Raw genomic sequence first — 26,825 nt, forward strand, 5'->3', positions numbered from 1 at the left:
CACCTGGGGGACAAAGGGACAGATACATTGGCCCAGCAATTATCTAATAAAACAACTTTGCAGATTTGATCATAAACATTCTACAATTACTAAAGAATGACTGTATCGCTTCTATACTAACTCCGAGATTCCCGGTGGGACGAGGTACCTGTCCCCATAGCCGTGTAAAACAAGACTGAAGACATCACTAACGGGACGGGTGACCTGTCCCCACGTCCCTTGATGAGTTTAAAGAGAAGTATCGAAAACGAGCTTGTCAGGAATGGAAGAATGGGGAGATGAAGAACTTCCACGGATTAGGTTGTGCCAGGTGGTACAGTCGATTAAGTATGTCTAAACAAGCCAAGTTAACGGCTATAGCCGTTAACTTGAAGAGGATAGGTAAGATCCTATCCTCTAATAAAGCTAAATATGGTATTTTTTACTATTTTATTGGATATGTCCTAAGTCACTGGTTGGGAGGAAAAACCTGTCCCCATGTCCCTCCTAATACCTCGCTTTCCGGTGAGAAGAGGAATCTGTACCTGCTTCCATGTCCCTCCTATATTGGATAGCATAATGTTTAATTAGTTTAGTTGTTTCATCTTTAACGACTTTAATAGTTTGTATATCATTTGGAATAAGTTTGATCGTTTCATTCATTATCTATTCCCCATCAAAATAATATCTTTTTGATAATTTTACCATATAAATAAAAAGGCTTGTCTCAAAATAAAACATTTCATAACAACAAAAAAAGCCCACCAAGCGGATGCATCAGCTAACTCAGCGGGTTTCCTTCATTACTTCTTCAGCGTATAATATTTTGCTTGAACAGATCCAGTGGGACGAGGAACCTGTCCCCATGTCCCCCTAGGTCATTTTTTATTAACTGAACTGTTCATATTAAAGGCTACAATTCAATTTGTCCCACACTTTTTTTATTTTTCTTCAAAGGCCGCCATTCTCTTCATTAAGTCTGTATCAAATTGTTCTTTATTTTGATTTACATATTTAAACTCAAAATACTCAATCCGATCTGTAGGACCGAATTCGCTGTTATGCCAGTTAGTGTAGTCAAAATGCACATTCAATTTACCAGACGCATTTAAAATGAATGCAACTGAAAACCACGGTTCTTGATCATTGTCTATAAACACCTGCTGTACCTTAGTAGTAAGTTCAAACAATTTATGAAGTTCTTGATCATATGATTTCTCACTAACATTATATAAATCTGGTATATCATGTGAGTAAACTACTTCATTTTGACTATCAACAGGGATGAAGAAAAAATATACACCGCCCTCATTTCCCTTTACTTCTCCATTGAAATAAACCTCACTCCATTCAACTGGTATCAATTCGTTAAGATGTTGTGCAATTTGTTCATATAAGTTATTTAATTGAAGTTCAAAACTCATAATTTTAACCTCCTGATTGGTTTGATATCTCTAGCCTAACTTGTCTTTTTCCTTCAAATTTGTATTTTATTATAAATATATCTGGCCGCATAGATTTACTAGAATAAATAGGTTGAATTTTAACAGAAACTTTTTTAGGTGGTACCTCTTTTAAGGCATTGGCCCATTCTGTCTCCATATCATACCAAACTCCACCTCTTCTATTAATTTGACTATTTTGAGGTACGAGGTTATCAATATCTGGAGGACCATTAAACTGTGCTCCTATTAAATGGCCACCATCATCGTCTACTAACCTATCATTACCACCTACATTTGCTTGGGCATATTTGTTTCTATCAGCTCTCTTTAAAACAAGCTCAGAGGCTTCTACATTAACAATACGCCCAAGTTCATCAGTAGTATATTTATAATTATCGCTTGTCACATATTTAGTATTTGGCATTAATTTTTTTCTGCCATTTTCGCCTTTTATTATATGTTTTCCAAAATCTATCTCTTTGACTTCTTTAGTTAAATTACCTCTATTATTTCCCTCTGTCCCTTTATCCTTCTTCACACTACTAAGATTAAACGTTTCCCTAGCATTCTTCCCCATATCTCTCACAGTATTATGAGGAATATCTCCAACTCCCGCCAAAGCATAATCCGTTCGCAACGGAACCTTATAATCAAGGACCTTCCGCACAATCTCTTTCATATCCACTCGCGTATTCATCAGTGGACCCTGCACCACTTTTTGATAAGTCTCTTTCATGACTTTCCTTGTAACGTCCGGATGAACACTATGCTTGATGCTGTTCATCTTAGCCGTGCTGCTTTTAGGAACACTCACCTTCGCCCCAGCAACCATCGATGCCAGCCCAAAACTACTCAACCAATGCTCTTTCGAAAAATCATCTTCAGGATTTAACGCGTCTGTCACCAGATCCGCTCCACCACTCGTCAAGTAATTCACAAAATCATACGGTGAATCCATAGCTTTATCAGATCGTTCGTCCATTGCACTAACAGCACCTCTTACCCCCTCGAATAATCCTGAGGTGAGATAATTCCCAAAGTCGTAGAGAGAATCCATTTTCTTTTCGCCACGCTCTTGAAAGCCAGCCCAAAAATCAGTACCAATCTCTTTAAAACTATTAACCGATTCAATAAAAGGATTTTCATTTTCCTCCACAGCCGATTCAACTTCCTGAGAAGTTTGCTCTTTCTTCACGCTAGCCGCTTCCGCTTGACTCGCAGCAATCGCCGAATAAATATCACTCGAATGAAAAGACTCCGCATCGTAGTAGATCGATGAAACCTGATTCCCTTGACTCGAGGCATTCATTAATTCACTGCACAAAGCGGTTAGAACCTGCTCATTGCTTTCCATCATCGTGTATTTACTCGTTAGTTCTTCATCAAATTGTTCAACGCTTTCGATCGTCTTTTCTCGTTTCATCTTTGCTTCATCAAGTTGTTGATCGACTTCGTTTCGAGAAAAAACTTGCAGTGGTTGAATGTCGCTGATGCGATCGAAAATCCGTTGCAGATCTTCCTGTTGATCTGCAATCATTTCTTTAGCTCTATTCTCGCTGTTCGATAGCTCATCTTCTAAAAAAGGAAGCTCAACGGTTTCGTTTTCAAGATTTCTTGACGCAGCCTTTTCAGGAATCTCACTAAAGAAAGCAATATTTCGATCAACGAGTTGAATCCATAGATTTAACGCATCAAGTTGAGCCTGATAAAAGCCTTTGATTGCCTCGGCACCTTTGCCTTTAAGGGCTTCATCAAGTTTAACGATGCTTTGAAAAGCCTTTTGAAGGGTGATCAATTGTTCTCTTAGCGTCTCGTATTCCCTTCTTCTTGTCGACATCGTATCAAATAAGGTTGAAGCTTCATAGACTTTCACTTATAACGACTACCCCTTCTTTAAGATCTTGTAATAGCTTCATCCTGCTCTTTAAGTGAATCCACATTCGCTTTCGTATCTTCAAGGTTTTTTTGCACAACCGTCATATAATCCTTCAATAAGCTTTGGAGGTTTTGTTCACGATTAATCCAGGCATCTGTATAGTTCATTTTGTTACGCCCCAATTGACCTGCTGAAGGCTCTGGTAACGTGAGATGTTGAACGGCATTCTTTGCTTCTTCTAATTTCGTCATCACTTCTGAATAATTGAGTTTAATCTCCGTAGAAGATCCTCCGCCAGAAACGGCTTTATACATCAGAAAATCCTCCCTTTAATATGATTGATTTTCGCTGATACATCTTCCGCATAATCTTCACCTTTATGTAACAAGAATTCTGCTTCATTTGCGAGACTCCCAAGAAAGCTAAAGTGACTTTGCTGGGCTTCAAGAGTGTGAATACGTGAACCGATAACCCTTTGGTACAAATCGTACTGTTCATTTCCTATCTGAACCATAGATTGATAGGAAGCCTCCCGATCAGCATCATATTCATCAGAAAGTGGTCCTACCCATTGATCTGATAAATCAGGTCGTCGTAAATTCCGAATTTCCCCAAGTAACAAATTTTGCTCACGATTAATTTCAGCTTTAGCCTCTCGCAAACGACGTATTTGATCAGCTATTTCACTCGATTTTCCATTTATCAGTCCTTGAAGACTACTTAACTCTCCATAAATCCCCATGACTTCACCTCAATACCTTCAATATGAAATCCTCATCATAAAAGGATTTATCTCGATATCTATCTTACCATTTACCCAATTCAATTTATTTCCAATCTATTATTTTCATAAAAAATGAGCAAATAGTAGGGGTATCATGTACTGGTTAACCTTAATAATCATTTTTCAGCTCAGTAACTCCTGTAGTATGATAATACAGAAACCATAATTTAACTATGCAGGTGATTTTTTATGTATGACCACATATTAGATGTCATTAAACAAACAGAGATCGATCACGATATTAAAATCCTTTATGCTTGTGAATCGGGGAGTAGAGCGTGGGGTTTTCCTTCTAAGGATTCTGATTACGACGTTCGCTTTATCTATATTCATCGAAAAGAATGGTACTTGTCCATTGATCAAGAAAGAGATGTGATCGAAATTCCAATGAGAGATAAAGTCTCCATTCCCGTGGATGATTTAATGGATATGAGCGGGTGGGAACTGACAAAAGCTCTTAAACTATTTCGGAAGTCCAATCCCCCTCTCCTTGAGTGGCTACATTCAAATATTGTTTACTACGAATCTTTTTCAACAGCCGAGCAAATGAGAAATTTCGGCGAAAAGATCTTTTCACCTACGACTTGTTTGTACCATTACCTAAACATGGCCAAGGGGAATTTCAGAGAGTATCTTCAGGGGGATGCGGTTCGGATTAAGAAATATTTTTACGTTCTTAGACCTGTTCTTGCTGCTAGGTGGATAAAGAAGTATCAGTCGATCCCGCCAATTGGTTTTCAAGAACTATTTGAAGATGCAGCTCTGCCATTAGATCTACATGAAGAGATCACAACATTATTAAAACGTAAAATCGCTGGAGAAGAATTAAATGCTGAGCCGAGAATTGATATCATTAATTCCTTTTCACAGAAAGAGATTGAGGAATTAGAAGCCTATGCAAAAAGTTTAGATTATGAATCAGAGGATCCAACGGAACTGTTAAATGAGCTTTTCAGGAGTACGTTAGAAGAGGTGTGGGGGTAACAGAATATAGAAACAATTTACTTGTTCTACTTAGTGACTTTCTGTGAAATACAGGAAAACTGGTGAACTACTCATTACTAGAACAAATCTTTTTAAATTATATATAGACCTATGATTAACCTTTCAAATGTACCAACGAACTATTCCAGTGATGCGCATGCTAAAATAGCAAAAAGGATTTGATAGAACTGATACATATACTAACTGTTAGTCGCGATATTATAGGATGTTGCTTGATCCTTAATGCGATTTTCTCACTATTATTTTTGCTTAGTAAATCGGCAGGAAATGGACTGGTTAATTGGATTTCCTCCGGTGATTTCCAGTTTTTCAACATCTTGATTGCTCCACTATTTGCTGCAACTCACGTTGTATCAAATGAGTTATACGAAAAATATAATTGGTTTATAGCAAGAGTCATTCTTACTTTCTACATCGTTATCGTGCTTACAATAACCATTGCATGGTTTTTGGGGTTTAATTATCTTATTGAAGCTATCTAAATTTAGTAAACTAGCTAGAACGTTTCGGTAACAGTTAAAAAGAAATGACTCTACTAAAAAGAGCTATTTCCAGAAAGATGAATCGTCGGGACGGTTCTACCGAGTCACGCCCTAAAAATCAACGACTGCGAAACACCCAATATTCTTGCCATCTGCCGTTGCGATACCCCTTTGATTCGTTTTAACTCTCTTATCAACGGATCTCTTCTCTCTTTAGGGAGGCTCTTTACCTGAGCAATTTCCACTACACCAAGACTGCTTCTTATGAGGTCTCTCGCTTCATCATCGGTTAATCTTCTTCTTTCATCGTTTACATCTTCTAAACAACAATCATCAGTGATTCGTTCATTAAACTCCCTAAAATGGCCAATAGCTAAACGGCGGTCATGACCATAGAATTTCAGGATATAATCACAATCTAGCCATTTCGTTTCGGAGTAACCCCGATAATATTCCGCACAACTGCTCCATGGCCAATCATCTACACTCCTAACCATCCGCGCTTTCAGTGGATTTTGGTGGATGTAGCGCACCACGGTAAGAAGGTATTTGACTGACTCCACATTTTCACTTTTAAACCGATCTTCGAAGAGATGTCCAGATGTACGATATTTAAAATGATAGGTGTGGACAAAACTTATGGCGAGGCGTTTTAACGTAAGTGAGATTTCTTCGTTTCCTTCCTTTAATAGAAGATGGATATGATTGTTCATAAGGCACCAGGCATAGCATTTCATTTCGTACAACAGGGCGTACTTTTCAAGCGCGTTAAGAAATCGAATCCGATCATGATCATCATGAAAAATTTCCTGACGATTGGCTCCTCTAAAAATGACGTGATAAATCGATGTCTTGCTTCTTTTTCTTGCTTCTCGTGGCATAAATACTCTCCCTATTCGATTTGTCGAGGCGGAATCTCTGAATTGATTGTCAGAGCATATTGAATTTGTACACTACTCAAATTAACGGAGACGATTGAGATAGAGGTAGGTAATGCGAGGATGAGATGATTGTCAGAAGAGACGTTTGGGATGTAAATCTAGTAGATGAAAAATGAGATCAAAATTTGGAATGAAAATAAGTTAATTAGTGGTAGGTTCATACTTTTGTAAAACGGGGTTAAGAGTTGGAGGAAATGAAGTCATGGTACTTAGATAAGAGTTATTAGGGACTTAGAATTTTAATCCATTTACAAGATCACCTCCTGATTATCTGTAGTTCGTTTACATATTCTTTTTGCTTGTGAAATTCCCTTCATCTGTATGGAAATGTTTTGATAAATCTGTTTAAGCCCAGTTAATCAAACGTTTGTTTAACTAGGCCTTTTTCGCCTCTCTTCCCCCAAAAAGTCGAGTCGCTGCCTAAATACGCAAGACTCACCTTTTGTTCTATCACTCTTATTTCTAGTTTTCATCTTATATTGATTCACACGAACCGTCCCAGCGATGCGCGCTCCCGCCGATGCCACCTATGCCGCACATTCCCAGTGATTCTCATTATCTGGTTGACAATGAGAATCATTCTCTATATGCTAATGATGAAATGATAACGATTACTACATAGGAAATAGGAGGAAACAAAACGTGTTGAAACATAAGATCTTATATTTATTTCTTGCTCTAGGACTTGTTCTAGCTGCTTGCGGGCAAAATGATAATTCTACTAATGAAAGTGCTTCTGATGAAAAATCAGAACAGAATAGCACAGAAAAAGCGGATGAAGGTAATGGTGAAGAAAAAGAAGATGCTGATTTCATTTCTTCTTTTAATGAAGGGAAAGCAGAGCTTGAGAAAGCTTCTGAAGGTGAAGAAGTTAACTATCAGGCTGTGATTGATCTTTATCATAACGATTTACAACCTCTTGTTGAGCAACGAGAAGGCGAAATGGATCAACAGATCTCTTCTGCTTTAGAAGCTGGAAAATCTGGTGACCTAGATGGCGAAGTTGTGAAACAAATTTACGATAAGCTAATGCAAAAAGTTTTCTATTTAACGGTTAAGCATGAGTTTGACGAAGTGAAAGAAAACTGGGGCAATACAGAAGAAGTGAACAAAGAGATTGAAGAAGCGAAGGAATACTATGAAGTGTTAAAAGGAACGGTTGAAAAGCGTGACGCGGCATACGATGCTTCCATGGTTTCTCAAATCGACGGTGGTTTCAGTGACATGGAAGCCGCTGTTGAAAACGATGATAACCTTCAATTTGTACTCGCTACCCAAATGGTCGATAAGACGTTGATGAAGACGTTCTACCTTGCAACCGGCGCTCTACCTGAAGGATATGCAACAAAAGCAGCTAAGGAAGCAAAAGAGGATCCTGAACATGCTCGCGTGGAACAAGCAGAAGGATGGGCATTCTATCAATCAATCTCAAATTACATCATGAACCACGCTGAAGAAGACGCAGCACTGATCGAGAAGAACTTCAGTCTTGAAAACGATGTGGCAGAGATCGCCCCAGAAGCTGTTAACCATGCGTTTATTCGCGGCTTCTCAAAAGTAGCGCTTCATGAATATGAAGAAAGCGAAGAAGAATGGGGAGAAGATAAATCCACGATTACTGCTCTAGAAGGTGCTCTCTTCATCGATATGATTTCAAGCGACATTACGCGCATGGAAGGCGAAGAAGCTTACAACACTCTTTCTGACCATGCCCAGTCTTATCTGGAAGCTGTTAAATCAGATGAAAAAGAAAAGGCAATGGAAGAGCTGAAGGAAATCAAAGAAACGTTGAATATGGTTATTAATAAAGCTGAGTAAGAATCACCGGAATCACCGGGACGGTTCTACTGATTCACTTTCTATCCCTAATAGAAAACCAGTTAACTTATCAACGAGATGATGAGTTAACTGGTTTTTTGATTAGTATTTTCGGAAATCGGTTTATACTTCAAGTGAATCACGAGAACCGTCCCAGCGATGCCCCAGCGATGCCAGCGCTGATCATTTTTCCTCCTGAGTATACAAAGAATTGGCAAGAATGTAATCATAACAACCATCTGGAAGTAAATACCTCGGTGCACCACCCATAGATAGTTCGTCACGGATATAGCTAGAACTAATCTCCATAGCGATTCCTTTGTCTAGTAAGTGAAACGTACCATCGTCATTATTGCGAAGAAGTGGAGAGCTGCTGATCGCTTTTAACATATCTATACCGTCACGAGCCATGACGATAAATTTATTCTCCTTAATCAACTTTTCTGATTTACCCCATTTGCCTTCTGCAATATCAACAAGTAAGTCGGCACCCATAATAAAGTAAATTTCATCATCTGGATAAACCTTTTTGAAGTGACTCAATGTTTCATATGTGGTTAGGTGCCAACCTTCTTGATTTATTTCGTAATCACTTAAAACAAATGTATCGTTATTTTTCGTCGCTAAAGATAAAAGGTTCCAACGGTCTTCATTGCTCGTTTTTATCGTTTTATCTCGACGTTTATTTGAACAGGGTAAGAAAACAATCTTATCAAGTTTGCACCTGTTTGCAATCGTGTTTGCAGTCCACAAATGGACATTTGTAATTGGATCGAAAGAAGATCCATAGATACCGATTTTCGCCATATAAAAACCTCCTCAGAATGTTTTTACAAAAATAGAGATAATTACCGACCACGCCTCTTAACAATCCGGACCAAGGTGGGTCTTTTTTTATCTAGCAGAATAAAATCCCCAAGCTTTCACGATTCAGTTAAAGTGAAACAGTTTCTTTAATTTCTTGGATCTTGCTCATTTTGTTGTCCCAACAAGCTTGGCTTAAATCAACTGGGTACTCTTCAGGCATTTTTAGTCGTTTATATTCATCCCACAAGAGGTTTAAATTGTCCTGAACAAATGCTTGCACATCTTGAAGCGGAGGGCACTGATAGACAAGTTCACCATTTTGAAAGATGGTATGGTGTAGATCTCTCGCTTCAAAGTTAGTGACAAATTTACTGATATACGTGTGGACGGGGTGGAACATTTTTATTCGTTCTTCTTCTTGAGGTTTTTCGTGTGCTAACGCAATGTAGTCTCCTTCAGATTTTCCGTTGGATTTATTAATGATGCGATAGACTTTTTTCAAGCCTGGGGTAGAAACTTTTTCTGGATTAGCACTAATTTTAATCGTATCTGCCATCTGGCCATTTTCTTCTTCTATGGAAACGAGTTTGTATACTGCGCCGAGAGCTGGTTGATCGAAACCTGTAATTACCTTCGTGCCAACTCCCCAAATATCAATCTTAGCTCCTTGGGACTTTAGATCGGTAATCGTATATTCATCCAAATCATTTGAGGCTGCAATTTTCGTATTTTTGTATCCTGCTTCATCCAGTTTCTTTCTTGCCTCTTTTGATAGGAAAGAGAGGTCACCGCTATCAAGGCGAATGGCTTTGAAGTGAATGTTGTCCCCCTCTTCGTCCGCCACTCTAATCGCATTTGGAACACCTGACTTTAAGGTGTCATACGTATCAACTAAGAAAGTGCACTCTCGATGACTAGTTGCATACTTCTTAAATGCGGTGTATTCATCGCGATAGGCTTGAACAAGTGAGTGAGCGTGAGTTCCAGCGATCGGTATACCGAATTTCTTCCCCGCTCTTACATTGGAAGTAGCAGAGAACCCTGCGATATACGCGGCTCTTGTTCCATATATCCCAGCATCAAATTCCTGGCTTCTTCTAGATCCGAATTCCATGGCTGTCCCATCACCAATCGCTTGAACGATTCGGGAAGCTTTCGTTGCAATCAATGTGTGATAATTTACGATCGTGAGTAGAGGTGTCTCAATTAGCTGCGCTTCCAATAATGGTGCTTCAATGCGAATGATCGGTTCGTTGCCAAAAACAACTTCGCCTTCTTTCATTGATTGAATGGTTCCTGTAAAACGGACTGTGCTCAAGTAGTTAAGAAAGTCTTCTTTGTAGCCCTGATCCCGTAGATACGCCAAATCACTTTCGGAGAAGCCAAAGTCTTTTAAGTATTCAATTATTCGTTCAAGACCAGCGAAGAGGGCATAGCCACTTCCGAATGGGAGTTTCCGAAAAAATACTTCAAAAACAGCTTTTCTGTTATGGAAGTTATCTCTCCAGTAGGCTTCTGCCATATTGATTTGATAAAGGTCAGTGTGTAAAGCAAAGCTATCGTCAACATACGTCTTTGTCATAATGGATTCCTCCTAGAAATTTAAAAGTGTAAAAAGAGTTATGAACACTTATTTGATTACTCTTTTAGAAGTTTAAAGTCAGGGTACATTCAATAGGCCGTACAGAGCAGTAACTTAAATAACATCCGCTCCTAAACAAGCTTTAAAGTGACCAAGAGACCACTCGTGCCCAACTTGATTGAAGCTAGCCACTGCATCTTTGTAAACGACTATCTTAAACCCCTTATTGTAAGCATCAATTGCTGTATGGAGAACACATATATCTGTACATACCCCAACGAGATGTAATTCTGATATTTCGCGTTCTCGTAGCTTTAATTCAAGATCGGTTCCCGCAAAAGCAGAGTAACGTGTTTTGTCCATCCAATAAACGTTCTGGAGAAGACAGTTATCGTCGTATAGTCGATTCAACTCGCCATATAAGTTTCTGCCATTGCTACCAGATAAGTTGTGAGCTGGAAAGAGATCGGTTTCTGGATGACAGCGATCACCTTTATGGTGGATATCGACTGCAAAAACCACATAATCACCGTTAGCAATGAACTTTTTGGTTACGGCTAAAATATTCTCCTCAATTTGCTGAGCGGGTATACCACACGTCAACGCCCCCTTATCAGAAACAAAGTCATTCGTATAATCAATATTTATCAATGCTTTTTTACTCAAAGTGAAAACCTCCTATTTAATTAACGTTTAACATATTGTTAATTATTGAAAATAAAAAAATTAATATCTCGCTGTATAGATCGGCTTAATGATATCAGCCTCCGTATGAACAAATCGATACAACTGAGTTGGAATTTTTGATGTTCTCTGTGTTTTTTGACCCTCAACAACTTCAATGAAGGGAAGCGACTTAATTTTTCTAGCAAACCCCGCATCGCTTGAAATAGCCGAATCGTCCGTAACAGTCAAAAGGACAGATTGTAATTCAGAATAAGTAAATTGTTCTGGCAAAAATTTTCTTGCAACAGTCGTTAGAAGAAGATCCTGCTTAATAACGGTAAAAGCATCTTTGATAATTCGTCTGTGATCAAAAGCAAGGTTAAGGTTGTATACTTCGTCCATTGAAAATAATTCAACCTCCGCTGCATCGTCATCAGCTCTTCTTTGAGCGAGTTGATGAGAAGAGACAATGGCATAATGGGCATTTGAGATAATCCAACCACGAGGATCTCTACCTGGCTTATCATAAATCCCGAATTGTTTTAGATGTATTTGGGATACACCCGTTTCTTCAAATAGTTCTCGACCTGCAGCTTCAAATCCAGTTTCATCATCTTGAACGAAACCACCCGGTAGAGCCCACTTATCAGCTTCGATATTGACCTGTTTTTCGCTATTGTGTTTCGCTCGTTTAATCAACATTAGTTTCAATGTCATTGATGGTGGCTTGTATTCAGCAGTTTTTTCAGAAACAATTGTAAAAACCGCAATATCAGAAGTGTAACCATCTGGAGTACGGTAATTTTGAATATTATATTGTCTCATAGCATCTTCATTCGACATCGTTAACCTCCTTTTCAACGTTTGATTTCTATTTATTTAGATTCTCTCTTTTTTAATTAACAATTTGTTAATTATTATTATATGACAAAGAAAATTAAAAGCAAGTGTTTAACTAATTTATTTCAAAAAATTTAACTTTTGTATTACTCGTGAATTCATTTGGAGATATAGGGATTTTTCTTTGCGGCATAAATAGTTATTAGAGGTGATGATATGAAACCAAGTTCAATTGAAGATGTTTTATTAGCAAAAGAGGCGATACTTCCATACTGGCAAATAGTCCTGGAGATTATCCCAAAGAATACAGGAGAGTTCTTTTTTTAACATCAAACGATGCAAGCTTACTTTTAGTGATAATTTTATTGACCTCAATAACAGTTTGAACAGTAAAAGCATTTAAACCAGTTAGCTTATTATCAATTCGGTCCAGTATCAAATAAGAATTGCTGTTAACAGAAAGAGTATCGTCAATTTCAAGTTTACGATATGTATGAAATCCAGACAGTTCCACTAACCTTGATCACTCACATCTATGTGTAGAGAAGGCATTTAAATCACTCCAAGAGTAGTACAGTATGTAAGTTTCGCATTTATTCTTTTACAATATAATTAGGTGCACCCTTTTTTAGAGAGTTTTGCTTATTATTTTGAGCGCTTGTTTTATCAATCGTATTATCATGAAGTATAAAGCTATAGTTACCTGCTGGAATGTTATCTTTTTCAGTAATTTTATTAACAATTTCTTCAAAGACTTTTTTATCTGGATCTACATCTGGTTTATCCATATACATCTGTATTGTTATTGATGTCATTGAAGCATCTAACGATTTACTATCCAACAATCGTTGCCAATTGTCTCTACTCCAATTAGGATGTTGAATATAATTGGGAAGTAAATCCTTAAATAATCCCCCATAGACAGTTACTTTATAATAAGGTGTTAAAAAGTAACTTCCCCTTGCATTCTCATTCGCCTCTTCATTCATACCTATTACAGGATATTCTTCAGCAATATTTTCAAGAAACTTATCAAGTTCTTTAAACTCTTCTTCATAAATCCAAGCATATAAACCACTAACGATCGCCGTCTCAGCCTGTCCTTCCTGCGACCAAACACCTTCAGAATCTACCACTTTTTTATCTTTATCTATTGGAATAATCGCATACGAATAAAAATGTGGTTTACCAACTGATTCAACAAATACAGTAGCCCCATTGATTGCCCCGACAATGTTATGTACTTTAACCTCTGTTTTGTACTCATCCTTGAAGTACTTCTTTATAGCTCTCTCCACTTCATCTCGGTTTTCTTCAGCTATTTTATCTGTCTCCTCACCGTTATCAAGCGTATATTCTTCCCCTGTGTAATCTTGAACTGACACAAAATATTTATCCTCTATTCGTTCTTCTTCAGTCTTTTTGTCTGTTTTTTGTTCCTTCTCTTTTCCAGTCTCATCATTTGAATTAGGTAAAGCAGAACAACCTCCTAATAATAATGCACTACAAAGGATGCCAGTGAGTAAGAATCTTTTTTTCGTCATAAGTAGCTCCTTTTTCAGTTCTTCCTATTTCGTATTTGTAATTGTTCCTTCCCTTAATTGATTATAAATGAGATTAATGAGAGAGAGTGAGTGACCTTGTTCCCAATTAATTGAAAATATTCCATTAGAACTAATCAACATCTCTGTTAAATGATTCTATTCCATTAGGTGTAGCTAAGGTCAACCTCTCCATAGAATATTAAGACATTATTCCTTAATAATATAATTTGGTGCTTTTCTTTCTAGAGTGTTTTCTTTATTATTCTGTGCATTCGTTTTATCAATTGTATTATCGTGTAACAAAAAACTATATTTCGCCACAGGTAGCCCATCCATATCAGACAGATCACTTACCATTTCGTCGAATATCTTTTTATCTGGCTCTACATCAGTTTTTTCCATATACAACTGTATAAGGACGCTCACCATAGCCGGATTAATTGATTCCCCTTCTAGCATACTCACCCACTCTTCCTTAGAGCGATCGGGATTATTCAAATACTCATCTAATAGTTTTTCTTGCACAATACCACCATATATGACCAATTTATAATATGGGGTTGTATGATAATTTCCAGCACCATTCTGATTGGCTTCTTCAGAAATACTGACTATAGGATACTCTTTCACTTTTTCTTCTAAATAATGATCAAGCTTCTTAAATTTATCTTCATAAATCCATGCATATAAGCCACTTAGGATTGCAGCATCAATTTGTCCCTCTTGCGACCAAACACCTTCTGAATCAACCTCTGTTTTGTCTTTACTAATTGGAATAATCGCATAAGAATAAAAATGTGGCTTACCAACCGATTCAACAAATACAGTGGCACCATTGATTGCTCCTACGATGTTATGTACCTTAACCTCTGTTTTGTACTCTTCCTTAAAATACTTCTTTATTGCTCTCTCCACTTCATCTCGGTTTTCTTCAGCTATTTTATCTGTCTCTTCACCGTTATCAAGCGTATATTCTTCCCCTGTATAATCTTGAACCGATACAAAATATTTATCTTCTATTAGTTCTTCTTCAGTTTTTTTATCTCTTTTTGGTTCCTTCTCTTTTCCGGTCTCATCATTCGAATTAGTCAAAGCAGAACAACCTCCTAAAAATAATGCACTACAAAGGATGCCAGTCAGTAAGAAACGTTTTTTAGTCATAAGTAGCTCCTTTTTCAGTTCTTCCTATTACGTATTTATATTTGTTTCATCCCTTAATCGATTATAAATGAGATTAATGAGAGAGAGTGATCTGATTGCCAATTAATTGAAAACAGTACATTAGAACTAATTAACCTATCTGATAAATGATTCTATCTCACCAGAAAAAAGGTTCCTCTGACCTTTTTCATATATCTAAAATTTAATTTACAAATAATTACATACCATTAATTTAAATACCCTATTTCTCACATATAAACCAACAATATCCACGTCCTATACAAAAAACTAGGAAACCGATCAACCCTTCTCGATCAGTCTCCTAGCTTTCTATTTAATCTTATAATTGTAATCTATTATTTACCCTACACAAAAAAACTAATCACAAACACAACCCCAAACCCAATAAATCCAATCAGCGTTTCCATCACTGTCCATGTCTGGAGGGTTTGTTTCTCTGTTAAGCCAAAGAACCGATTGACTAACCAGAAACCGGAGTCGTTTACGTGAGAAAAGACCGTAGCACCACTCGCGATGGAGATAACCAATAAACCTAGCATTGGTTGAGAGACGTCCATCATGCTGATGATTGGTGACATTAAACCGGCTGCCGTAATCATGGCGACGGTTGCTGATCCTTGCGCAACACGAACGAAAGTGGAGATAAGGAAGGCTAATAGCACAATCGGTAAACTGGATGTTGCCATCATTTCGCCTAGAATATCTCCAACGCCGCTGTTAATGAGCGTTTGCTTGAAGACACCACCAGCACCTGTTACTAAAATAATGATTCCGGCTGGTTCTAGTGATTTTGTTGCAATGTTTTGCACTTCTTCCTTCGTGTACCCTCGTTTTGTTCCTAAGAAATAAAACGTGAGGAGGGTAGAAAGCGTTAAGGCAATAAAGGGATGTCCGATAAAGGTTAATAATGACCTTGTAAAACTATCTTCCGGTAAAATCTGACCAGAAACGGTATTCACTAAGATAAGAACAAGTGGAATAAGAATTAAAATAACGATAGATAAAAAGCTTGGAAGCTCTTTTTCGTTTTTAGCCTGTTCCATTTCGTTTTGTGTTACGAAGTCAGGAACTTTAACGTGAATTTTGTTCCCTATGTACTTACCAAATATAGGGCCTGCAATAATCATAGCAGGTAGACCTGCCAGTGCACCGAATAGAATGACCCATCCTAAATCTGCACCTAAAATAGAAGCAACCGAGATTGGGCCAGGCGTCGGCGGAACAAAGCTATGTGTAACAGCTAATCCTGCTAGCAACGGTATACCAAAGTAAAGCGTAGACTTTTTTGTTTTTTGAGCAAGGCTATATACGATTGGAATAAGAATCACCAGTGCGACATCCAAAAACACTGGAATGGCGACGATAAAACCGGTTAATCCAAGAGCCCACTGGACGCGGCTTTCGCCAAATTTGTTGACGAGCGTAATCGCTAGCCGTTCGGCACCACCCGAGACGCGGAGCATTTCCCCGAACATGGCACCAAGTCCAACGACAATGGCGATAAATCCAAGCGTCCCGCCCATTCCTTCTTCAATGGCCGTGATCACTTCATCTAAGTTTAGTCCTGACGCAATCCCAATGAACAAACTAGAGATTAATAATGCGACAAAGGCTTGCAGCTTGGATTTCATAACTAAAAAGAGCAATAACGCAATACCTAATACCGTCATTAAAATAAGATACGTATCTGAACCCATTTAGTTGCCTCCTTCTTTTCCGATGACTGAACGTCTACCATTCTGCAATGGACCCATCCTTGTGACGCCATACCGGATTGTGCCAATTGTGACCTTCTTTCGCCATTTTCTCGACGACTTCTTCATTGACGTCAATTCCTAAGCCAGGTCCCTGCGGAATGCTGACATAGCCGTCTTCATATTTAAAGACTTCTTTATCCGTAATATAGTCTAGTAGATCACTGCCGACGTTATAGTGAATGCCAAGGCTTTGCTCCTGAATGAAGGCATTGTGTGACGTTGCATCCACTTGCAAGCATGCCGCAAGTGCAATTGGGCCAAGCGGGCAATGAGGTGCAACCGCCACATCAAAAGCTTCTGCCATAGAAATAATTTTCTTGCATTCGGTAATGCCTCCTGCATGAGACAAGTCAGGTTGAATAATGTCTGCGTAGCCATCTGTTAGAAGCGGTTTGAAATCCCATCTTGAATACATCCGTTCACCTGTTGCGATTGGGATGTTCACATGGTTCGCGATGTCGCGTAGTGCTTCATTGTTTTCAGGTAAAACAGGCTCTTCAATAAACATCGGGCGGAACGTTTCTAATTCTTTTGCTAGGATCTTGGCCATTGGTTTATGAACGCGACCGTGAAAATCAATGCCGATTCCGATATAAGGACCGACTGTTTCTCGAATCGTGCTCACTCGTTCAAGCACTTGATCGATCTTTTCATGAGAATCAATATACTGAAGTTCTTCTGTTGCGTTCATCTTGATCGCTTTAAACCCTTTTTCAACAACGTCCTTTGCAGCTTGTCCCACGTCTGCCGGCCGATCGCCGCCAATCCATGAATATACTTTTATGGAATCTCGACAAGCTCCGCCTAGCAGATTATGTATGGAGGTGTTATGAAATTTCCCTTTTATATCCCAGAGCGCCTGGTCGATTCCAGCAATCGCACTCATCAAAATTGGTCCACCTCGGTAAAATCCAGAGCGGTACATCATGTTCCAGTGATCTTCAATTCTTTCAGGGTTTTTTCCGATCAAGTTTTCCATAAGTTCGTCAACGGCCGCTTTCACTGTTGATGCGCGCCCTTCAATGACGGGCTCTCCCCAGCCGACAATCCCTTCATCTGTTTCAATTTTTAAAAACAACCATCTTGGTGGTACTTGATAGAGTTTATAGCCAGTAATCTTCATGATAAATGCCCTCCTGTAGCTTCCTTTACGAAACTCGTAAATTGACGTGCTTTATCCGTAATCTCTTCAAGGTATTCTCCTGTTACTTCCTTTGTTTTATGGACTAGTGAACTTCCAAGTCCTACTCCAAAAGCACCAACTGATAAATAACTTTCCACGTTATCTAACGATACGCCACCGGTCGGTAGTAACCTGAGCTGTGGAAGCGGTCCATTCAAATCTTTAATATAAGATGGACCAAGCGTCGTGGCTGGGAACACTTTTACAACATCAGCTCCCGCTTCATATGCCGTCAGAATTTCTGTTGGTGTATAGGCTCCTGGTATACTGACCGCGCCATAACGGTTTGTTAGTTTAATTGTTTCGGTATTTAAAGAAGGAGAAAGAATAAACTTTGCACCAGCCATTAGTGCCGCTTGCGCTGACTCCGGATCTAAAACGGTTCCTGCGCCAACGAGCATTTCGCCACCTAATTCTTTTGAGATCTTTTCAATCGTTCGAAGTGCATGAGGTGAATTTAGTGTTACCTCAACTAAGCGAATTCCCCCATCGTACAGAGCTTTTGCAATTGCATAAGCATCTTCTTCCTCGTAGCCACGTATTATTGCAACAATTTTATGTTGTTCGATTTCATTAAGCGCTTTCATTTTTTCCTAGACCTCCACTTCATTATCGTTCTATATCCTCTCGTTGATCGGAAGACATAAACTGCTCTAACCTTGCCCGATCTGGCAACCCTTCAAAGTCACCTGGAATGGTCGTAACCATCGCTCCTACAGCACAGGCACGCTCAACCGCTTTTTCAACGGATAAGTGATCGAGAAGCCCTGATAAAAATCCTGCTGCAAATCCATCTCCGGCACCTACAGGATCCATGACATTCTTAACATGAAAACCGTCAACTTCTCCAGCCCCTTCAATCGTGTTGTAATAGGCTCCTTTCTCACCTCGTTTTACCACCACACACGAGACGTCATCCAAATTCAAAAAGGACTGGGCAATTTCTTTGTCATCAGTGGTGCCAAAAAGAAAAGCGCCTTCTGCAAGCCCGGGCAGGATGATATCGGCCCGTTTGCTAATGGTTAATAAGGTCTCCCTCGCTTCCTCTTCACTCCAGAGCTTCTTTCTCACATTTGGATCAAAGACAACTTTCGTATCGTGTTCTTTCGCGATTGATATCGCTTTCATAATAACGGTTTTACAAGACTCACTTAACGCAGGGGTAATCCCTGATATGTATAAAAATCTTGCATTCGCAATATAGTCTTCATCCAAATCATCTGCTTCAAGGTGACTGGCAGCAGAACCTTTCCTATAGTAGTGCACTCTCACTTCTCCGCCATGAATCATTTCTTTAAAAAACATACCCGTTTGGTGCTGACGGTCGAGCGTGACGTTCGATGTATCGACCCGTTCGCCTCTTACCGTTGTTAAGATCTTAGCCCCTAGTTCATCATCGCCAAGTCGACTAATCCAACCCGTCTCATGACCTAAGCGACTTAAACCAATTAACGTATTCGTTTCCGCTCCGGCCACTTTTGGACGAAATGAGTCCGCATGCCTCATGAACCCATTTGCACTTGGTGTAAGAGAGACAAGCGTCTCTCCAATTGCTACAACATCCATTTTCCCAACCTCTTTTCTTAACCTCGATAGCCTACTTTGCTTGAGATAATTCGCGCTGTTTTCTTCAACTCATTAGTCGTCGTTTCCATTCTCGCCATCATCCGCTCTTTCGGACCAGCCACGCTGATCGCCGCGATCTGCTTGTTACTACTATCAAAAACAGGTGCCGCTACGCAGAATAAGCCTTCTTCATTTTCTTCATCATCAATGCTATACCCTTGCTGCTGGTAATCCTCTAGCTGCTTCATTAGTTCATCTTTATCAGTAACCGTTTTGTCAGTAATCGGTTCCAACGTCATTCCCTCCAACAGGGAATCTCTTTCTTCTTTCGGAAGAAAGGTTAAAAACGCTTTTCCTAATCCCGTACAATATAACGGCTTTTTAAACCCTAACTGAGCTGACGTTTTGATCGAACGATTGCTATCGATCTTCGCTACATAAACCAACTCTCCACCAGATAAAACCGCCATGAACACCGTCTCTTGGACATTATTCATGAGAGAACTTAAATAAGGTAATCCAATGCTATGAATATCCAACGATTCCATAGCCGTTGTCCCTAAATGAATCAGCTTCGCTCCCAATCGATATTTCTTTAATTCATCCTGATAAAGATACCCTTCCTGATGAAGCGTCTTCATTAAATTAAACGTACTACTTTGAGGAAACGCTAACTCATCACTCACTTCCTTGACCGTTAAGCCAGATGGATAATGAGAAATAACCTCTAAGATTTCCAATACGCGTTTCGCAGATTTGACTGACATTCCAATTCCTCAATTCACATATGTGATTTTAAATCTCTATTGTGATTTATTATGAATTTAACTTATCACATGAAAGCGTTATCGTCAACTAGAATCGTAGGGACGGTTCTGCTGATTCAGCTCCACACACAAAAAGACAAGCTAACCACGTTATAGTTAGTTTATCGGGTTTCTTTTAACTAATATTTGTAGAAATCATATCAGGTAATGAATCACGAGAATCGTACTTGTGCACGCAAATCGATTCAAGGTAAAAAATCACTCTTCCAGGGTTCTATTAACTTAGCACTCAAAATAAGATGCGTTGTAGGGACAAAAATTCTTATAGGAGGTTTGTGAATGGAATCAGGTACAAATGTAGAAGCTCTCCGTACGTTTGGTTGGATATCATTTTTCGGAGGGTTCATTCTAGCAATTACGTTAATCATTGCCTTGGATCCTCACGGTTGGCTACTAGGTGTAGCTTCAATAGTTGGGGGGATTTTTCTTTCTGCTCTAATAATGGGTTTCGCTGTATTGATAGAAAATATTAGTAGAATACAGAAAACGATTGAAGAATCAAATGGAAACAACTCAATTAACTAGTCATTCTAAAACCTAGAATCAACTGGTACAGCCGAGACCAGTGATTCTACGTGTTGATTCTTAATTGTCGGAAACTGTTAGAACCTATTTACTGAAAACTGTTGATTTTTAGTTGACGTTTACAACAGTTCTACTGATTCACTTTCTTGTATAAAAACCAGTTGAGCTACTTAGCGAATATGTTAGCACAACTGCTCTTTCACAATTGGGCTTCTTGCTTTAAAACAAAAATGAATCACGGGGGATCGCTCCCGTGATTCATTTTTGTAATTATGCTTCCATATTAGTTTGTGAACTTTCAGTCTGAACTGCATTAGAATCACGATCTATTTCTTTTAATCTTTTGATCATTTTTGATAAGTAAAACGGCGCTACAAAACCACCGATTGCCCAGGAAGCAAATAATTTTACGAAAGGATAAATTAACCAACCTCTAATTCCCATAAATAAAATCCACCCATTCATAATACGAGATATGAAAGACCATCCAAACGGAATAGATGCAAAAAAATAGGTGGAAATCATAATAATACCGAATGAGTTGTATCCAAGGCTAGATAAAAAACCAACAATTAGCATAATACTACTTAAAGTTAAGCACTTAGTAATATTTTGTCTTTCAGTACTTTGTACAGTTGTAAAGCATCCTTCACACATTATAGGTGTAAAACGGTCTGTACAACTGTTACATAATGTTCTTCCACATTCGTGACAAGACGCTGAACCTGCTGTATCGGGATGATAATAACAATTCATTTGAAACCTCCTTGTCATATTAATAGAGCCAACTGCAATCTTAGAATTGTAGAATACATTAAATATGCATAAAACCTTATTCAACCCTTTGCCATATACTCCACCGTAAGATCAGCTTGATCCTCATAATGAGTTTTAATCGTTTCTGGTAAAGTTTCTGCATCACCCTCAACGTTCGTATAATAAATTAGAGAAGAACCATCTAAGTATGCTGCCCATATCTCTCCAGTTTCCTTGTACATTACTACTCCATTTAGACTCGTGGCTACTCCTCTTACAAAACCGTAGTATACAGTAGCGCCGAACCCGTCTAAGTCTTCTTCATTAGTGTAGGTACCGAACCGTTCTACAAAGCGATCATAATCTTCACCTGTGAGAGTTTTCATCGTGCTATCAATATTTTCAGGAAGCATTCCTATACTAGTAAACGTTACTGTGTTAGTTACACCACCTTTTGGATATTTTCCATTAAATGAACCGACCCCTGCTCCTTTATAACCAGAACAAGCATCGTTCTCCGTTACTTCGATATAATCATCTTTATGAACAAACGTTATTTCACAACCAACCTCATCCGGCGGATATACTGCCTTGTTCTCTGATGTATAGCTTGCAGTACCTTCAAGCATACCCGTATTACCACCATTAGTGACATTTAAGACAAAGTCAAAACCGCCCGTAACTTGCTTCATTATTTCAAGGAACTGACCACTATGAGCATCATTTTCTGACCACTCTCCGCTCCAGTCTTTTGAAGAAGTTTCAGATGTTTGATTTCCTTCTGTTGGCTTTTGATTGAGGTATTCTTCAGTCAATACCACCGGAGCCCCGTCCTTATTTTTTGTGATGGTATATTCTGCATATGGTGCCGGGGGATTATAATCTAATGCTACCCAGAAGGCTAAAGTAAACTTACTCGCTTCATTTTCCCACTCCTGATTGTGATACAAATTGTTTGGATCATTCTTATGTGTAGGGTCATATTCGCTGATTACTTGATCATACAATTCCTGGTATCCTTTTTTCACTAGATCCTTCACTTTAGGATCATCCAGGGGACGGAGGGACAGGTACATCGTCCCGCCAAACATCTCTATAAATAAATCAATTATGGACTTACGACAAATTTCCTTGCCCCTCCTTCACTTCAACCCTTTCCTCACTCTCAATCGATGTCCATTCTCCTCCCCTCTCTTCTGTAACTTCACCGCCTCCCAAATATGACCATCAGAAATCGTCTTAACCTGTTGCAGGTCAGCAATAGTACGGGCTAGTCTTAAAATTTTAATCTGTGCTCTATTGCTTAAGTTGTTCTTTAAGGATAGCTGGCGAATCATATGCTGCTGACTGTTTGATAGAAAATTGCTTTTTGTTAATTGGTCGTATGAGACTCTGCCATTGCAAAGTTGTTCTCCATAGCGATCGTACTGCCTTTCCCTTGCTGCAGTTACTCGTTTTCGAAATTCATCTGAACTTTCCTTTTCTTTTTCCTGATCTGCTTGCAAATCTACTGGTTTTAGGGAAAGGTGAATGTCAAACCGGTCACGAATCGGACCTGAGAGTCGATTATGGTAGGCGATGATTTGTTTTGGAGTACAAGTGCAATAATGGGTCGGCGAATGAAGGTAGCCACAGGGACATGGATTCATCGCCCCTATCAGAATAAATTGAGCGGGGTAACTAACGGTTGAATGCGCACGGCTAATCGTCACCTTTCCGCTTTCAAGAGGTTGCCTTAACATATCGAGCGTCTTTTTTGTGAATTCAGCTATTTCATCTAAAAAGAGGACTCCTTTATGAGCAAGGGAAACCTCACCTGGCTTGGGATTTTGTCCTCCTCCAATAATGGAAACACCAGATGCAGAATGATGGGGATTTCGGAAGGGTGGCTCGCGGGATGATGCGGGGCTGCAGGTATTTAGCTGATACAAGCTCATGACTTCAAGTCGTGCTTCTTCTGTTAAAGGGGGAAGGATAGATGGAAAGGCTTCGGCAAGCATACTTTTTCCACACCCCGGGGAGCCTGACATGAATACATGATGCTCGCCCGCTGCTGCAATTTCTAATGCTCGCTTTGCGTACGAGTGGCCAACGACTTTTGAGAAATCAACTGTGCTCTCGATGATCGATTCTTCTTGTGTAATTGGTGGACGAAATGAAAGGATTGTCTGGCCGTAAAGGTGCTGAATGACATCACTTAATGTAGAAACATAAATCAAATCTAACCCATTAAATTCCAAGTGGGGTAACGCCTCATCAAAAGGCAGATATAACCTCTTAAGACCAAGCCTCTTCGCCGCCAATATGGCAGGCAACATCCCCTCTACCGGCCGAATTCCACCATCCAGGGAAAGAGCACCAATAAATGCAAAGTCTTCTGAGAGATTCACTTGAATTTCCTTCAAGCTGAGGAGTACGCCTATTGCCATAGGCAGATCAAACAATGGCCCATTTTTCTTCTGCTCCGCGGGAGACAGATTAATAATGATTTTTTGGTCGGTAAGGGAGTGATTCATAGAGTGAAGAGCTGCAGCTACTCTCTCCTTCGATTCTTTCACAGAAGCATCGGGTAGCCCCACAATAACGATGGTTTCCATCCCATCCACTGCCTGAACCTCCACTCTCACTCGATACCCTTCCAAACCTCTTAGTCCGATACTGGTAACGTTCGAAGACAAGCCAATTCCTCCTTATGCTTATCATAGCGAATGATTTTTTGAAAAAGTGTTCTGAATAAGGATTTATAATATCATTACAAACCCATATCCATCTTTCACTTTATGCGATCAATCACGCTTTTTGAGATCCCGGTTACTCTAGAGATCTGACGGATGGAAACTCCATTGATTCTTTTCATCTTTGCTAAAACAACATTTCGCTCTTCTCGATCCATTTGCTGTAGCATGCTGTTGCTAAGAATGCCTATTGTACGAAGATAGCCCCTAACCTGGTCATCTGAAAGTTTTATAGTCTCTTTGATATCTAGGCATTGATCTTGATTTGTCTCTTGCATATAAAGGATAAAACGTCGTCGAGCCATTTTCCGATCTTCAGAGAATAAACGTAACCCCCTGTCAATATCAACAAGCTTTATGATACGTACATACTCATGGATACTCGTCCACTTACTGTCCCATACACTTCTGACCAACTTTGCCTTAAGGGGATTCTGATGAATATATCTCAACACGGTCACAAAGTAGGCATCACTCTCCACGTTCTCACTATTAAATCTTTCCTGAAATAGATGGCCACATCTTTCATACTTTAAATTGTACCAATACACATAACTCGAGCTTAGCCTCTTCATAAAAATTGCGAGGCTCTCCTCTGTCTCCTTTACCAACAGGTGGACATGATTATCCATGAAGCAGTAGGCGTATAGTTCAATGCCACTTTTTATTTTGTATCGAGCAAGGACTTCTAAAAATTTCTCCTTGTCTTCCTCATCTTCAAAAATCGTCTGACGGTTAATCCCTCTGAAGACTACATGATAGACTCCAGAGCTACTTTTCTTTCTAGCTTTTCTTGGCAGATGAACATCACCTCTTTTTCGGCTGTTATTAAGAACGAAATTAGATACAAGTTGGGAATTCTAAGAAAGGAATTAGTGAAAAGGAAAAAAGAGTTAAACAAAAATGTGGTGGATAGATACTGGGGGGTACTTCTAAAAAAGGGGAAAAGAGGTGTCTTTTGTAATCACTAAACGGAAGCACTTTTATTTATTAGACACCAATACCAAGAATCCTTCAACAAAATCAATTTTAAATTGCGATAACAATGAAAAGAAGGATGACAGCGGGAGTATGCCTGTGTCCCGCCAACACTTTTGTGGGAAAGGATAAGACTCTGTACATCTGTTATGAACCTACTCCACATCGTCTGTCTTATCAAAGAATTTCATTTGAATTTGGAATCCTTCGAAGCTTTTAACCATCTCACCTATTCGTTCCCATGTATAAGGTTGTCCATCTATTACAATCATAGGTAGCGATGGGCTCATCTCATCGTGATCAATATGTCCAACTACCTCGTCATCAATGATGGATTGATATGTTTGACCGTTAGGAAATACCCCTACCTTTGTAAACCGTTTTGATACACCACGCTTCACTTTATCTACTAATCTCTCATATAATTCAGTTTGATTGCACTCTAGCTCACCATGCACCGCAAACTCGTAGCCATATTCTATATTCTCAGTAGCCTCCAAGAATAGACCCTCTGGATGAAGCCGCTGTTGAACTGTAAACATCCTACTAGTCCCAGAGTGATCGGTCACTTCTAAATCTTCAAGTATAGGCTCTAACCTAACTCCTACTTCATCGGCAACCACATCGTTAAAACAACAATCGCATAGCCGCTCCTGCCAAACATCAGTTAAAATAATGGTAGCTTCTCTATTCCCACAACGATCACACTTTTTCATAACTATCTCCCTTAATTAGATCATACTGTTCTTACGTTTTGTATTTTCTTTATTATGACATAATTTAAATGGGAGAAGTAAATTCAATTCATCACACACTTACAATTCTATTCTAGCGTTTATAGCTGGGGGACAAGGAGTCTGTCTCTCCAACTTCACTACCTGCAAAATGAAGATTAAAGCCACTATCATTTTTGATAGTGGCTCTCTTATGGCACGACTGGATCATTTTCTTGACCTAAGTGGATCAAATAGAAGGCAGAGATGGATCCTTCTTTACGGGTTGGGACGAGGAACCTGTCCCCATGTCCCACGTAGTAGTGATAACGAGAAGAGGAAAAATGCTTTTTATTCTTATCACTATTTTCTCAATCTCCTTCGGCTAATCTTTCTAATACTAGTTATTCTGATATCCAACATTTTCATCTTGAATAGCTTTATTAAATGGACGCACCAAATAATCAATCTCTATATCACTTGTCATTGCAGAATCTATTCGTATTAAAAGGTTAATAGACATCATTTAAAACAATCACGTACAAGAAACCATGATGCTCTACGTTTAGTAGATCGACTACCTTTCTCTGTGAAACGAAAGATGTAATTGAATCTCTTTAACGGCAATATTATATCTGCTATCTCCTCTCCTCCTATAATCCATAAACACCCTCCTACTTGGCGCTTATCTATAATTTCCAATTGGTTTTTTTCAAATACGCTTCTAGCTCATTGTTACCTAAGTTGACCTGATCGAAATCTAACGTAGTCATTGAGTTTCGAGTATTCGACTTTTCTGTATCAAAGTTCTTTAGTTCACGAAGTTCATGTTGA

Annotated in this window: 26 protein-coding genes and 2 pseudogenes; 5 read left to right on the plus strand and 23 right to left on the minus strand. The window is 39.0% G+C overall.

What is annotated here, in order from left to right; genetic code table 11:
- Nucleotides 1–221: 221 nt before the first annotated feature.
- Nucleotides 222–398 (plus strand): annotated as a pseudogene (locus AC0VYJ_RS20005) (IS5/IS1182 family transposase); the annotation flags it as partial.
- An 88-nt stretch (nt 399–486) separates the two neighbouring features.
- Here the strand turns inward: AC0VYJ_RS20005 and AC0VYJ_RS20010 are convergent.
- From AC0VYJ_RS20010 to AC0VYJ_RS20030, 5 genes are all read right to left on the minus strand, one after another.
- Nucleotides 487–642 carry a hypothetical protein gene (locus tag AC0VYJ_RS20010; RefSeq protein WP_475366046.1) on the minus strand — a complete coding sequence of 52 codons (156 nt, stop codon included), beginning with the start codon at nt 640–642 and terminating at the stop codon, nt 487–489.
- A 278-nt stretch (nt 643–920) separates the two neighbouring features.
- Nucleotides 921–1,403, minus strand: a complete 483-nt coding sequence (locus AC0VYJ_RS20015; RefSeq protein WP_475366047.1) for an immunity protein YezG family protein — start codon at nt 1,401–1,403, stop codon at nt 921–923.
- 4 nt (nt 1,404–1,407) lie between these two features.
- Nucleotides 1,408–3,297, minus strand: a complete 1,890-nt coding sequence (locus tag AC0VYJ_RS20020) for a T7SS effector LXG polymorphic toxin (RefSeq protein WP_475366048.1) — start codon at nt 3,295–3,297, stop codon at nt 1,408–1,410.
- Between the two features lie 20 nt (nt 3,298–3,317).
- On the minus strand, nt 3,318–3,614 hold the full coding sequence (locus AC0VYJ_RS20025; protein WP_475366049.1) for a YwqI/YxiC family protein: 297 nt from the start codon (nt 3,612–3,614) through the stop codon (nt 3,318–3,320).
- Entirely contained in the window at nt 3,614–4,042 is a 429-nt protein-coding gene (locus AC0VYJ_RS20030) for a hypothetical protein (protein WP_475366050.1), read from the minus strand. The genes AC0VYJ_RS20025 and AC0VYJ_RS20030 overlap by 1 nt, the downstream gene beginning before the upstream one ends.
- 231 nt (nt 4,043–4,273) lie before the next feature.
- On the opposite strand from AC0VYJ_RS20030, the gene AC0VYJ_RS20035 reads away from it, so the two are divergent.
- Together AC0VYJ_RS20035 and AC0VYJ_RS20040 are read left to right on the plus strand one after the other, a co-directional pair.
- Complete coding sequence (locus AC0VYJ_RS20035) at nt 4,274–5,068, plus strand: nucleotidyltransferase domain-containing protein (protein ID WP_475366051.1); 795 nt, start codon at nt 4,274–4,276, stop codon at nt 5,066–5,068.
- Nucleotides 5,069–5,301: 233 nt separating this feature from the next.
- A complete protein-coding gene (locus AC0VYJ_RS20040) occupies nt 5,302–5,571 on the plus strand; it encodes a hypothetical protein (protein WP_475366052.1) in 270 nt (89 codons plus the stop codon).
- A gap of 104 nt (nt 5,572–5,675) precedes the next feature.
- On the opposite strand, the gene AC0VYJ_RS20045 is transcribed toward AC0VYJ_RS20040, so the two are convergent.
- Nucleotides 5,676–6,452, minus strand: coding sequence for a transposase (locus AC0VYJ_RS20045; RefSeq protein WP_475366053.1), 777 nt, complete (start codon nt 6,450–6,452; stop codon nt 5,676–5,678).
- Between the two features lie 702 nt (nt 6,453–7,154).
- On the opposite strand from AC0VYJ_RS20045, the gene AC0VYJ_RS20050 reads away from it, so the two are divergent.
- Nucleotides 7,155–8,330, plus strand: coding sequence for a hypothetical protein (locus AC0VYJ_RS20050; RefSeq protein WP_475366054.1), 1,176 nt, complete (start codon nt 7,155–7,157; stop codon nt 8,328–8,330).
- A gap of 183 nt (nt 8,331–8,513) precedes the next feature.
- Here the strand turns inward: AC0VYJ_RS20050 and nadD are convergent, their stop codons facing one another.
- From nadD to AC0VYJ_RS20105, 11 genes are all read right to left on the minus strand, one after another.
- A complete protein-coding gene (nadD, locus tag AC0VYJ_RS20055; RefSeq protein WP_475366055.1) occupies nt 8,514–9,137 on the minus strand; it encodes a nicotinate (nicotinamide) nucleotide adenylyltransferase in 624 nt (207 codons plus the stop codon).
- 127 nt (nt 9,138–9,264) lie between these two features.
- Nucleotides 9,265–10,719 (minus strand): nicotinate phosphoribosyltransferase, encoded by a 1,455-nt coding sequence (locus AC0VYJ_RS20060; protein ID WP_475366056.1) that lies wholly within the window; start codon nt 10,717–10,719, stop codon nt 9,265–9,267.
- 114 nt (nt 10,720–10,833) lie between these two features.
- Nucleotides 10,834–11,385 carry a cysteine hydrolase family protein gene (locus tag AC0VYJ_RS20065; RefSeq protein WP_475366057.1) on the minus strand — a complete coding sequence of 184 codons (552 nt, stop codon included), beginning with the start codon at nt 11,383–11,385 and terminating at the stop codon, nt 10,834–10,836.
- Between the two features lie 60 nt (nt 11,386–11,445).
- Nucleotides 11,446–12,228: an NUDIX domain-containing protein gene (locus tag AC0VYJ_RS20070; protein WP_475366058.1), complete on the minus strand. Its 783-nt coding sequence runs from the start codon at nt 12,226–12,228 to the stop codon at nt 11,446–11,448.
- A 590-nt stretch (nt 12,229–12,818) separates the two neighbouring features.
- Nucleotides 12,819–13,769 carry a DUF1672 family protein gene (locus AC0VYJ_RS20075; RefSeq protein WP_475366059.1) on the minus strand — a complete coding sequence of 317 codons (951 nt, stop codon included), beginning with the start codon at nt 13,767–13,769 and terminating at the stop codon, nt 12,819–12,821.
- A 207-nt stretch (nt 13,770–13,976) separates the two neighbouring features.
- Nucleotides 13,977–14,930, minus strand: a complete 954-nt coding sequence (locus AC0VYJ_RS20080; RefSeq protein WP_475366060.1) for a DUF1672 family protein — start codon at nt 14,928–14,930, stop codon at nt 13,977–13,979.
- A 365-nt stretch (nt 14,931–15,295) separates the two neighbouring features.
- Nucleotides 15,296–16,648, minus strand: coding sequence for a GntP family permease (locus tag AC0VYJ_RS20085; RefSeq protein WP_226615631.1), 1,353 nt, complete (start codon nt 16,646–16,648; stop codon nt 15,296–15,298).
- 34 nt (nt 16,649–16,682) lie between these two features.
- On the minus strand, nt 16,683–17,831 hold the full coding sequence (gene dgoD, locus AC0VYJ_RS20090; RefSeq protein ID WP_226615632.1) for a galactonate dehydratase: 1,149 nt from the start codon (nt 17,829–17,831) through the stop codon (nt 16,683–16,685).
- Nucleotides 17,828–18,478: a bifunctional 4-hydroxy-2-oxoglutarate aldolase/2-dehydro-3-deoxy-phosphogluconate aldolase gene (locus AC0VYJ_RS20095; protein ID WP_475366061.1), complete on the minus strand. Its 651-nt coding sequence runs from the start codon at nt 18,476–18,478 to the stop codon at nt 17,828–17,830. Before AC0VYJ_RS20095 ends, dgoD begins: the two co-directional genes overlap by 4 nt.
- 22 nt (nt 18,479–18,500) lie before the next feature.
- Nucleotides 18,501–19,457 (minus strand): sugar kinase, encoded by a 957-nt coding sequence (locus AC0VYJ_RS20100; protein ID WP_475366062.1) that lies wholly within the window; start codon nt 19,455–19,457, stop codon nt 18,501–18,503.
- A gap of 17 nt (nt 19,458–19,474) precedes the next feature.
- Nucleotides 19,475–20,224, minus strand: a complete 750-nt coding sequence (locus AC0VYJ_RS20105) for an IclR family transcriptional regulator (protein ID WP_475366063.1) — start codon at nt 20,222–20,224, stop codon at nt 19,475–19,477.
- Between the two features lie 339 nt (nt 20,225–20,563).
- On the opposite strand from AC0VYJ_RS20105, the gene AC0VYJ_RS20110 reads away from it, so the two are divergent.
- A complete protein-coding gene (locus tag AC0VYJ_RS20110; protein ID WP_475366064.1) occupies nt 20,564–20,809 on the plus strand; it encodes a hypothetical protein in 246 nt (81 codons plus the stop codon).
- Between the two features lie 270 nt (nt 20,810–21,079).
- Here AC0VYJ_RS20110 and AC0VYJ_RS20115 read toward each other — a convergent pair whose 3' ends face one another.
- The 6 genes and pseudogenes from AC0VYJ_RS20115 to AC0VYJ_RS20140 form a co-directional block, all read right to left on the minus strand.
- The gene (locus tag AC0VYJ_RS20115; protein WP_475366065.1) at nt 21,080–21,565 is read right to left on the minus strand and encodes a hypothetical protein; all 486 of its coding nucleotides are present in this window, start codon (nt 21,563–21,565) and stop codon (nt 21,080–21,082) included.
- An 80-nt stretch (nt 21,566–21,645) separates the two neighbouring features.
- Nucleotides 21,646–22,605 carry a hypothetical protein gene (locus AC0VYJ_RS20120; protein WP_475366066.1) on the minus strand — a complete coding sequence of 320 codons (960 nt, stop codon included), beginning with the start codon at nt 22,603–22,605 and terminating at the stop codon, nt 21,646–21,648.
- Between the two features lie 102 nt (nt 22,606–22,707).
- Nucleotides 22,708–24,243: a YifB family Mg chelatase-like AAA ATPase gene (locus AC0VYJ_RS20125; protein ID WP_475366067.1), complete on the minus strand. Its 1,536-nt coding sequence runs from the start codon at nt 24,241–24,243 to the stop codon at nt 22,708–22,710.
- A 95-nt stretch (nt 24,244–24,338) separates the two neighbouring features.
- The gene (locus AC0VYJ_RS20130) at nt 24,339–24,605 is read right to left on the minus strand and encodes a hypothetical protein (protein WP_475366068.1); all 267 of its coding nucleotides are present in this window, start codon (nt 24,603–24,605) and stop codon (nt 24,339–24,341) included.
- Between the two features lie 138 nt (nt 24,606–24,743).
- Nucleotides 24,744–25,100, minus strand: a pseudogene (locus tag AC0VYJ_RS20135) (transposase); the annotation flags it as partial.
- 333 nt (nt 25,101–25,433) lie between these two features.
- On the minus strand, nt 25,434–25,994 hold the full coding sequence (locus AC0VYJ_RS20140) for a DUF7686 domain-containing protein (protein ID WP_475366069.1): 561 nt from the start codon (nt 25,992–25,994) through the stop codon (nt 25,434–25,436).
- Between the last annotated feature and the right edge of the window lie 831 nt (nt 25,995–26,825).

It is taken from the genome of Anaerobacillus sp. 63XJN7_5_ISO-PGPR-S23-430 (assembly GCF_056173695.1).

Coding starts and splice junctions, on each gene's coding strand:
- AC0VYJ_RS20010 (WP_475366046.1), bottom strand. CDS start 642: ATGAATGAAACGATCAAACTTATTCCAAATGATATACAAACTATTAAA.
- AC0VYJ_RS20015 (WP_475366047.1), bottom strand. CDS start 1,403: ATGAGTTTTGAACTTCAATTAAATAACTTATATGAACAAATTGCACAA.
- AC0VYJ_RS20025 (WP_475366049.1), bottom strand. CDS start 3,614: ATGTATAAAGCCGTTTCTGGCGGAGGATCTTCTACGGAGATTAAACTC.
- AC0VYJ_RS20030 (WP_475366050.1), bottom strand. CDS start 4,042: ATGGGGATTTATGGAGAGTTAAGTAGTCTTCAAGGACTGATAAATGGA.
- AC0VYJ_RS20035 (WP_475366051.1), top strand. CDS start 4,274: ATGTATGACCACATATTAGATGTCATTAAACAAACAGAGATCGATCAC.
- AC0VYJ_RS20045 (WP_475366053.1), bottom strand. CDS start 6,452: ATGCCACGAGAAGCAAGAAAAAGAAGCAAGACATCGATTTATCACGTC.
- nadD (WP_475366055.1), bottom strand. CDS start 9,137: ATGGCGAAAATCGGTATCTATGGATCTTCTTTCGATCCAATTACAAAT.
- AC0VYJ_RS20060 (WP_475366056.1), bottom strand. CDS start 10,719: ATGACAAAGACGTATGTTGACGATAGCTTTGCTTTACACACTGACCTT.
- AC0VYJ_RS20070 (WP_475366058.1), bottom strand. CDS start 12,228: ATGTCGAATGAAGATGCTATGAGACAATATAATATTCAAAATTACCGT.
- AC0VYJ_RS20075 (WP_475366059.1), bottom strand. CDS start 13,769: ATGACGAAAAAAAGATTCTTACTCACTGGCATCCTTTGTAGTGCATTA.
- AC0VYJ_RS20080 (WP_475366060.1), bottom strand. CDS start 14,930: ATGACTAAAAAACGTTTCTTACTGACTGGCATCCTTTGTAGTGCATTA.
- AC0VYJ_RS20085 (WP_226615631.1), bottom strand. CDS start 16,648: ATGGGTTCAGATACGTATCTTATTTTAATGACGGTATTAGGTATTGCG.
- dgoD (WP_226615632.1), bottom strand. CDS start 17,831: ATGAAGATTACTGGCTATAAACTCTATCAAGTACCACCAAGATGGTTG.
- AC0VYJ_RS20095 (WP_475366061.1), bottom strand. CDS start 18,478: ATGAAAGCGCTTAATGAAATCGAACAACATAAAATTGTTGCAATAATA.
- AC0VYJ_RS20100 (WP_475366062.1), bottom strand. CDS start 19,457: ATGGATGTTGTAGCAATTGGAGAGACGCTTGTCTCTCTTACACCAAGT.
- AC0VYJ_RS20105 (WP_475366063.1), bottom strand. CDS start 20,224: ATGTCAGTCAAATCTGCGAAACGCGTATTGGAAATCTTAGAGGTTATT.
- AC0VYJ_RS20110 (WP_475366064.1), top strand. CDS start 20,564: ATGGAATCAGGTACAAATGTAGAAGCTCTCCGTACGTTTGGTTGGATA.
- AC0VYJ_RS20115 (WP_475366065.1), bottom strand. CDS start 21,565: ATGAATTGTTATTATCATCCCGATACAGCAGGTTCAGCGTCTTGTCAC.
- AC0VYJ_RS20130 (WP_475366068.1), bottom strand. CDS start 24,605: ATGGCTCGACGACGTTTTATCCTTTATATGCAAGAGACAAATCAAGAT.
- AC0VYJ_RS20140 (WP_475366069.1), bottom strand. CDS start 25,994: ATGAAAAAGTGTGATCGTTGTGGGAATAGAGAAGCTACCATTATTTTA.